Source organism: Endozoicomonas atrinae, from assembly GCF_001647025.1.
Taxonomy (GTDB): Bacteria; Pseudomonadota; Gammaproteobacteria; order Pseudomonadales; family Endozoicomonadaceae; genus Endozoicomonas; species Endozoicomonas atrinae.
On record NZ_LUKQ02000244.1, the window covers coordinates 1 to 8,080 of the forward strand.

Annotated in this window: 5 protein-coding genes and 1 pseudogene; 4 read left to right on the plus strand and 2 right to left on the minus strand. The window is 45.5% G+C overall.

Features of this window, described 5'->3' with window-relative positions; translation table 11 throughout:
• The first annotated feature begins 447 nt into the window (after window positions 1-447).
• The 4 genes from AK963_RS22705 (at window position 448) to AK963_RS22720 (ending at window position 6,390) form a co-directional block, all read left to right on the plus strand.
• Window positions 448-2,274, plus strand: a complete 1,827-nt coding sequence (locus AK963_RS22705; RefSeq protein ID WP_066017700.1) for a GAF domain-containing protein — start codon at window positions 448-450, stop codon at window positions 2,272-2,274.
• Between the two features lies 1 nt (window position 2,275).
• On the plus strand, window positions 2,276-2,494 hold the full coding sequence (locus AK963_RS22710; RefSeq protein WP_066017701.1) for a hypothetical protein: 219 nt from the start codon (window positions 2,276-2,278) through the stop codon (window positions 2,492-2,494).
• Between the two features lie 180 nt (window positions 2,495-2,674).
• Complete coding sequence (locus AK963_RS22715; protein ID WP_066017702.1) at window positions 2,675-4,432, plus strand: site-2 protease family protein; 1,758 nt, start codon at window positions 2,675-2,677, stop codon at window positions 4,430-4,432.
• Window positions 4,429-6,390: a preprotein translocase subunit SecA gene (locus AK963_RS22720; RefSeq protein WP_066017703.1), complete on the plus strand. Its 1,962-nt coding sequence runs from the start codon at window positions 4,429-4,431 to the stop codon at window positions 6,388-6,390. Before AK963_RS22715 ends, AK963_RS22720 begins: the two co-directional genes overlap by 4 nt.
• 77 nt (window positions 6,391-6,467) lie before the next feature.
• Here AK963_RS22720 and AK963_RS22725 read toward each other — a convergent pair whose 3' ends face one another.
• Together AK963_RS22725 and AK963_RS35770 are read right to left on the minus strand one after the other, a co-directional pair.
• Window positions 6,468-7,844, minus strand: coding sequence for an alkaline phosphatase family protein (locus AK963_RS22725; protein WP_066017704.1), 1,377 nt, complete (start codon window positions 7,842-7,844; stop codon window positions 6,468-6,470).
• Window positions 7,845-7,890: 46 nt separating this feature from the next.
• Window positions 7,891-8,080 (minus strand): annotated as a pseudogene (locus tag AK963_RS35770) (IS630 family transposase); the annotation flags it as partial.

Sequence of the window (8,080 nt, forward strand, 5' to 3'; positions counted from 1 at the left end):
ACTGTAGTGATAAACTCTTCAACGGGCATGACTGAAACCTTCTTTTTTGCTTTTTACTGCTTTTAATAGCAGAAAGCAGGTTCAGTCATGTCTCCTTATGCAAACCTAAAAGTCGCACATGGCGTAAATATAATAATTATTAAAGACTAAGGTACCTAAAAAACCTGATAACCCCTAGCAAAAACAGCCACCGTCCATGTCAACTCAAAAGGGCAAACCGACCCAAAAAACGTATTTTAACTATAAAAAATGGGACAAATGTCCCATAAAGAAAAAAAATATTCAATACTATGATTTCAATAAAAAATAATCTCTTCAAATTCAGTTCTGCAAGCGGATTATGGGATTTAATTTTATACGACAATGATTTATCATGATGCCGACAACTCTACAAAAACAATCGCTTACAACAGCCTAACGTTGTTCGTCATTCAGAATAAATAAGATATGAAGAATGCACGCCAGTGGCAAAATAGCAGTCAATACATTGAAAGGCTGCTGGAGCTAAGATACTTCAATGGCAATCCTGTTGAATTCTGGCATCAGTTTTTTGCCCAAGCAGGGTCTTTCTTTCACGCAGAGCATGCCCTGCTGCTCGTATCAGACCAGAAACACTGGGTAACCCGACTGGTTTATCCTGAGGGAACAGCCCTTGCCCCTGACACTATCCGCTTTATGGCAGAGCTGGCGGATAAAACCAGAACTGCCCCTAATAACCTAGCCATAGATAGCAGAGGTGAACACCAATTCATCTGTGGCCAAATTGAACTGGAACAGCAGAAAAGCCCTGTAGTTATCTGCTTGATTATCAGAAAGTCGAATGAACAGGCACCTGACCTGCTTCGCAACCTTTTTCAGCTGATCGCCGACATACCAAAATCCTACCTGTACAACACTTACCTCAAGCAGCAGGGCATTCAAAACAAAACGGCCCTGGAAGTTCTAGAAATTCTAACTCTATTGCAACAAAGCGAAGGCTATAAGCAAAGCCTGATCACACTTTGTAATGAAATATGCACTCGTTATCAATATTTGAATGTGAGCTTTGGCTGGGTCAACAATGGATACGTCCAGCTTGAGGCTATCAGCCAGAACGAAAAGTTCAATCGCAGCATGACCTATTGCCAGGCCATTGAAAATGCCATGGAAGAGGCATTAGACCAGAACAGTGAAATCATTTTCCCTGATAACTCATCACATCAGATAAACATCAACCACCGAGCCCTGTCCAAACAGAACGACTGTGGCGTAGTTATATCCCTCCCGATACGAAAAAATTCCGAGGTGATTGCCATTGTCACTGCGGAAAAGCGCAATGATGAGGCCACTTCTGATGAACTGACGCTTCTTAGAATTCTATGTGATCAGCTCGCTGACAAATTGTGGAATTTGAAGTTGGATGATAAAAACTGGGCCATGAGAAGCGTTCACCATGTAAAAAGAAAGGCTTCACAATGGTTTGGTATTGACAACAGTTTTCTCAAACTGTCAGTGCTGACAACAGTAGTTGTCATCATGACCATTGGTTTGACTTCCTGGCCTTATCGGATCGAAGCAGAATTTGTTATAAAAGCTGAAGACTCATTTTATGTCACCGCCCCTATTGATGGATACATTCAAAGCAGTCATGTAAAAACCGGTGACAGTGTGCTCAATAAGCAGCCTCTGGTTCAACTCAATACGGATGATCTGAAGCTTCAGGAAGCAAACCTAGTGGCTGACCTGAATCGCCTGAAACGCGAAGTAGAAAAGCATCGGGCAAAAAATGCACTTGCTGAAATGCGCATTGCCAACTCCCGGTATCAACAATCCTATATTCGATTACAGCAGGTACGTGAATACATTAATAAGGCCACCATTACTGCTCCGGACAACAGTGTCGTAGTTGAAGGGGACCTGTCCAGAATGCATGGAGCTCCGGTCAGGAAGGGCGACGTATTACTGCAGCTTTCGTCGCTCAGTCAACTGTCAGCGGAACTCATGTTGGATGAGTCCCTGATTCATGAGATCCATAAAGGCCAGACAGGCAGCATCAGCTTTCAGAGCCAACCGGATAAGGAATACCCGATTCAAATATCCAGAATCAGTCCTGCTGCACTGGTCAAGGATGGCAACAATGTATTCACACTGACTGCGGATCTTAATGCCGGCAAACAGTCATGGTGGCATCCGGGTATGACCGGAATCGCCAAAATTGATGCAGGAGAACGTAACCTGTTCTGGATATTGACCCACCAGACCAGCAATTACCTCCGTCTGTTCTTCTGGATATAAAATGACCGGGATAGCTTCAACCTTCAGTGACTCCTGGCACCGGATCAAAAATGTTCGGGCCTGCCTTAAGTCAACTACGAAAGTACATAAACAACGGTTTCGTGGTAACTGGTGGTATGTGCTTGAAGACCCATTCAACAACCGTTTTTTTCGCCTTAAACCTGAAACTTATCGTTTTGTTGTCAGCCTATCCCATAATGAGACCATTGATGAAGCCTGACAGAGGTTCCTGGACAATTACCCGGAAGAGGCTCCTGGTCAGCAGGAAGTAATTCAGTTACTGACTCAGTTACATCACAATAATCTGATTCACTACGACAGCGTTACCGACACCCTTGCTGTTTTTGAGCGTCAGCAGAAGCTTAAAAGAAAGGAAATCAAATCAAAGCTGCTCAGCCTGATGTTTATCAGAATCCCCCTGTTTGACCCCGACAAACTGCTTCAACGCATAGGCCCTTTGCTTCGCCCCCTGTTTTCAATCTATGGCCTGCTGTTCTGGTTCATCATCGTTTTACTGGGCCTGAAAACAGCTGCTGAGAATATTGATGTTTTATTTACTGAAAGTAATGGGTTGCTGGCGCCTGATAATCTGTTCCTGTTGTATATCAGCATTGCACTGGTAAAAACGTTGCATGAGTTTGGACACGCCATCGTTTGCAGGCACTATTCCGGTGAGGTCCACACAATTGGCGTCATTTTTATTCTCTTGATACCACTCCCTTATATGGATGCCACATCCAGCTGGTCATTCAAACGCTCATGGCAGCGCGTATTCGTTGGGGCTGCTGGAATGATCGTTGAACTCTGGTTAGCCGCTATTGCTGCAATGGTGTGGGCTAATACCGGCTCCGGAGTGGTCAACAGTCTGGCATACAATATTATGTTCATCGCCTCTGTCTCAACCGTTCTATTCAACGGTAACCCGTTGTTGAGATTTGATGCTTATTACATGCTCTCCGATGCTCTTGATATCCCCAATCTATTCCAACGCTCTCAAAAGCAAGTCACCTACCTGGTGGAGAAATTTTATTTTGGCTGCAAGCAACTGGTCAGCCCGGCTCACAGCACTGGTGAAGCAATATACCTTTCTCTCTATGCGGTGTTGAGCACCCTGTATCGCTTTGCCGTGATGGTCGCCATTGTTCTCTATATTGCTGACAAGTATCTGATCCTTGGTCTGATCATGGCTGCACTCAGTATATTTCTCTGGGTCGTTCCTCCCCCTATAAAACTGGTGAAGTACCTGAAGAACAACCCGAGAATTGCCCGGAGGCGATCTCAGGCCATAAGGCGCAGCCTCGGTTTTATTACGGTTTTGATGCTTGCTATCAGTTTCATCCCCGTGCCCAATAACATCAGAGTACCCGGTATTGTTGAAGCGACCGAATACACCCATCTGAACACTCAGACCGAAGGTTTTTTGTCTGAGGTACTTGCGCAGGAGGGTGCGTTTATTGAACAAGGCACACCATTGATAAGACTGGAAAACCGGGATCTGTTACGGCAAATCAAAACGATCTCCCTGCAGATACAGGAAAACCAATTACAGCTTGAAAAGGCCAGGGCACAGGAAAGCTCGGATCTGGCCCCCCTGTTAAAGAAGCAGCAGTCCCTGAAAAAGCACGTTGAGACACTCTCTGTTCAACAGGAAGAGCTAATCATTACCGCTCCAATTAGCGGCGTTTGGGAGGCTCCCGATATTCACTCATTAAAGGGTTCGTGGATAGAGCGGGGAAAAACCATAGGAACACTTTACTCGCTTGAAGGCTATCGATTTTCTGCGGTTGTTTTACAAAATGATAATGGTCGTTTATTTCAGGAAGATATCCAGCGCTCTGAGGTGCGCTTGAAGGGGCAGGAGTACAGCAACATCTCTCTTCAATCTCTGGACATTTTTCCATTCCACAGTGAGCAGCTTCCATCGGCCGCTCTTGGGTGGCAGGGAGGTGGAAAACTGGCCACACGAATGGACGACCAGAGTGGAGTTCGCTCAGAAGAACCCTTTCTTCAGGTGTATGCAGAGCTACCGGAAGAGTCTAATGCACTTTACTATCACGGTGTTTCAGGAGTGTTGAGAATTGGATTACCTCCGGAGCCATTGGCAAGACAGTGGTATCGTCAAATCAATCAGCTACTGCAGAAGCGTTATAAAATATGATGCTTCCATCATTTAGCATTCATCACTTCAAAGGCCATGAACGTCAGAAGGTATTCAATGGGCTTGATAAGCATATTGATTTACTGGCAGGAAAAATTAAACGTCGGGGCACCCTGTTGAGCGCTTTCAGTCAGCAGGCATCAGAAATACAATCGTTGATAGATCAGTATTCATTACTGGGTACAGAAGAGATATCTCATTCATTAGTGGCTTTGAGTCCTCATTTCATTAAGCCAAATCCACCCAGATCAGTAGTTAACAGGGCTATCGCTCTTCTTGGTGCTGCCTCCTTGAAAATACTGGCTTTACGACCACATACCGAGCAAATCATTGCGATTCTCGGACTTCAGAATGGCTATATTCTTGAGATGGATACCGGTGAAGGCAAAACACTGGTTTCGGGCTTAGCCAGTATATTGCTGGCGTGGCGTAAGCGCCCTTGTCATGTATTAACCGTTAATGACTATCTTGCCACCAGAGATAAAGCGTTCTTATCACCTCTGACTGATTTCCTCGGAATCAGTTGTGGCATTGTCATTTCAGAGGACTCAACTGAACAGCGCCGACAGCAATACGCTTGTGAGATCGTCTACACCACTAGCCAGGAACTGCTGGCAGACTTTCTTCGAGACAGAATTCTTCTGCGCAGGGGTGATTCACACGCGTATCATATCCTGGGACAAATATCGGGCTATCAACCGGCTCTTGTAACCCGGGGAATCAGCAGCGTCATTGTGGATGAAGTCGACAGCATTCTAATTGATCAGGCGGTTTCTCCACTGATCATTGCCGCACCGGGAGAAAATAAGTTTCTGGAAACACTGGTATCAGAAGCTAATGACATCGTCAGGTATTTAGAGAAGCATACCCATTACCGCGTGTTTACAAAACAGAAGTACATCCAACTCAACAACAGTGGCATTGATAAAATTCTCAATGTGACGGCCGAGATGGCTGGTTTGTGGCAAAACAGTCGTAAAGCTATCGAGCTGGTTGAGCAGGCGATCAAGGCAAAAGAATTATATATACGCGATAAAGACTACATCGTTGAAGATAACAAAGTTATTATCGTCGATGAATTTACCGGCCGAAAAATGCCTGACCGATCATGGAGCCTGGGCTTACACCAAGCAGTAGAAGCAAAAGAGTCGGTTACGATTACCCCACCGAATGAAACCCAGGAAAGAATGAGCTATCAGAAATTTTTCCGTTTATTTGATCACACCTGTGGTGTTAGCGGTACGGTAAATGAAGTGGCTAATGAACTCTGGCATATATACCGACTCCCCGTTCTGAAAATTCCCAGACATAAGGCGTGTCAGCGAACGATTCACACGGAAAAAGTGTTCAAAACAAAAGCTGAGAAGTGGTGCTTCTTAGTAGAACTGATTGAACAAACGCTGAATAAGCAACAGCCCCTACTGATTGGAACCCGAACGATTGATGACAGTGAGCAAATAGCCCGCTTACTGGAGGCAAAAGGGCTACCTTATCAATTGCTCAACGCACGATACAGTGAGGAGGAAGCTGACATTATCAGCAAAGCTGGCTCGTGCGGTCGTATCACTATCGCAACCAATATGGCCGGCCGGGGCACTGACATTAAACTGGATACCGTGAGTTTTGATAATGGAGGGCTATTTGTCATTCTAACGGAGTTTCATGATAGCCCCCGCATCGATCGCCAGCTGGCAGGCCGCTGTGCCCGACAGGGCGACCCTGGATGTTATCTGGCGATCAGCAGTTTTGAAGACGAGCTCATCCAACAGGCTATTCCAACCTATATTAGGCGGATACTTTACAGCTGTTTAAATTCCAGTATCGGACAAAAAGCTGCCCTGATGCTGTTTGCCCGGGCACAGAGAAAAGCAGAGAAGCAGGCTTATCGTCAAAGGCAGTCTGTATTGAGCCATGATCTCCAAATGAAAAGCTCGTTAAGCTTTAATGCAGAGTATTAAGCTCAGTAGACATAAGTTTTCCCGCTTCTCTACAATCCGATTACGAGTACTATCTATACATCATTTTGTTGCCTGACTTACTGAATGAGTTCAAAAGAAAACTGATCAGCACTGCCACTACAATCAAATTTGGCGACGTGTTCTTCGCTGGTTAATGTGACAGGTGTGCCCTTCTGAGCATCCCACTCCAGTCCACACTCATGGCTATCAATGGTGCTGTAGATAAAGTCACTGCTGATCGTCATTGCATCCCCAGCCTGGCTGCAATCGAATTTGGCAACATGCTCGTTGCCATCGACCGTCATTGGTGTCCCCGCCTTTGCATTCCATTGAAGGCCACAGGAAGAACCATAAATATTGGCATACACGTAATTGCCTTTCACCAGCAGTGGGTCACTGTTCCCACCACAATCGAATTTGGCAATATGCTCACTGCGTTCCAGCGCTATTGGTGTACCGGCATCGGCATCCCATTCAAACCCGCAACGAGCACTGCCGATGGTTGCATACATCCGTTGATGCGGCTCTATCGTTCCCAGAAGAGGAAAGCCATCAAGGTACCCCAGTAGATCACTGCCAATGCCCAGATATTGCAAAATGGTGGGCACTATGAAGGTTTGTGCCGGTTCGTTGTAAAGCCCATCAAAGTCCTGATTAGGAATTGAAGCAAATTGTTGGTATGCCTGACTCAACTCTTTATTAGAGGCGATAAACACTGTCTTCTCACTGCGTGTCTGGCTCCCATGACCATTACCGGTTATCGCATTCCTGCCATGATCTGTGGTGACCAGTACCAGCCACTCTTCATTTAACAGCTTTTCCCGCTGCTCAACTTCATCCAGCAACATACCCAGTCGTCTATCGCTGTCTATGATGGACTGATCGTACTCTACGCCCCAGCCATGAGAGTGACCGGCACCATCCGGTTCATCCAGGTGTATAAAAATAAAGTCCGGGCTGTTATTCCTTACCACATCCAGTGTCAGATTCAGGCTTTTATCATCTCCACCGCCTTCAGAGCGCGCGGCCAGCAAAGGCATATCATAGGGAAAATAGAGCGTATTAATGGTGCCCCAGGTTGAAAATGAATAGAGTTCTGCATCGTTATTGGCGTTATGAATCAAGCGAAAGATACTTGGCCAGTCTCGGTTTGCGGGCCCTGTATCGTTACTCTTAATCCCGTGCTTATTGACCCAGACACCCGTTAATATGGTACTCCATCCTGGCCCACTACTGGTGTTCTGCTGGTTGAAGCGACCTTTAATACCACCAGCATAAGCTTTGGTTATGGTTAAACGGTCAAAGTTTGGGGTGGGCAGCCTGTGAATATGTTCAAACTGCACCCCATCAATACCTACCAGCAGCACTTTTTTATTATCTGCAAAAGTCTTTGATATGGCCGTTAGCCCAATCAGAAAGATCAGGCATCCCTGATTCAGTATTTTTTTTATCATTGCCTTATTCATTAGTGTTGTGAATAATACCAATTGAATTTTCTAACTACTGTATAACTGCCCAATCACGGGAGCACAGACTGAACAGTCGACCAGCTTCGCTGCAAAGGTTATTCCAAGCTTCACAGCAACAATCTACAATATTTTCATAACCTGAAAATGCTTTGTTTGATAAGTCATGCTCCCGCATCCACTCCCATAGCCTTTCTGAGCTGTTTAACTCCGGTGCGAATGGT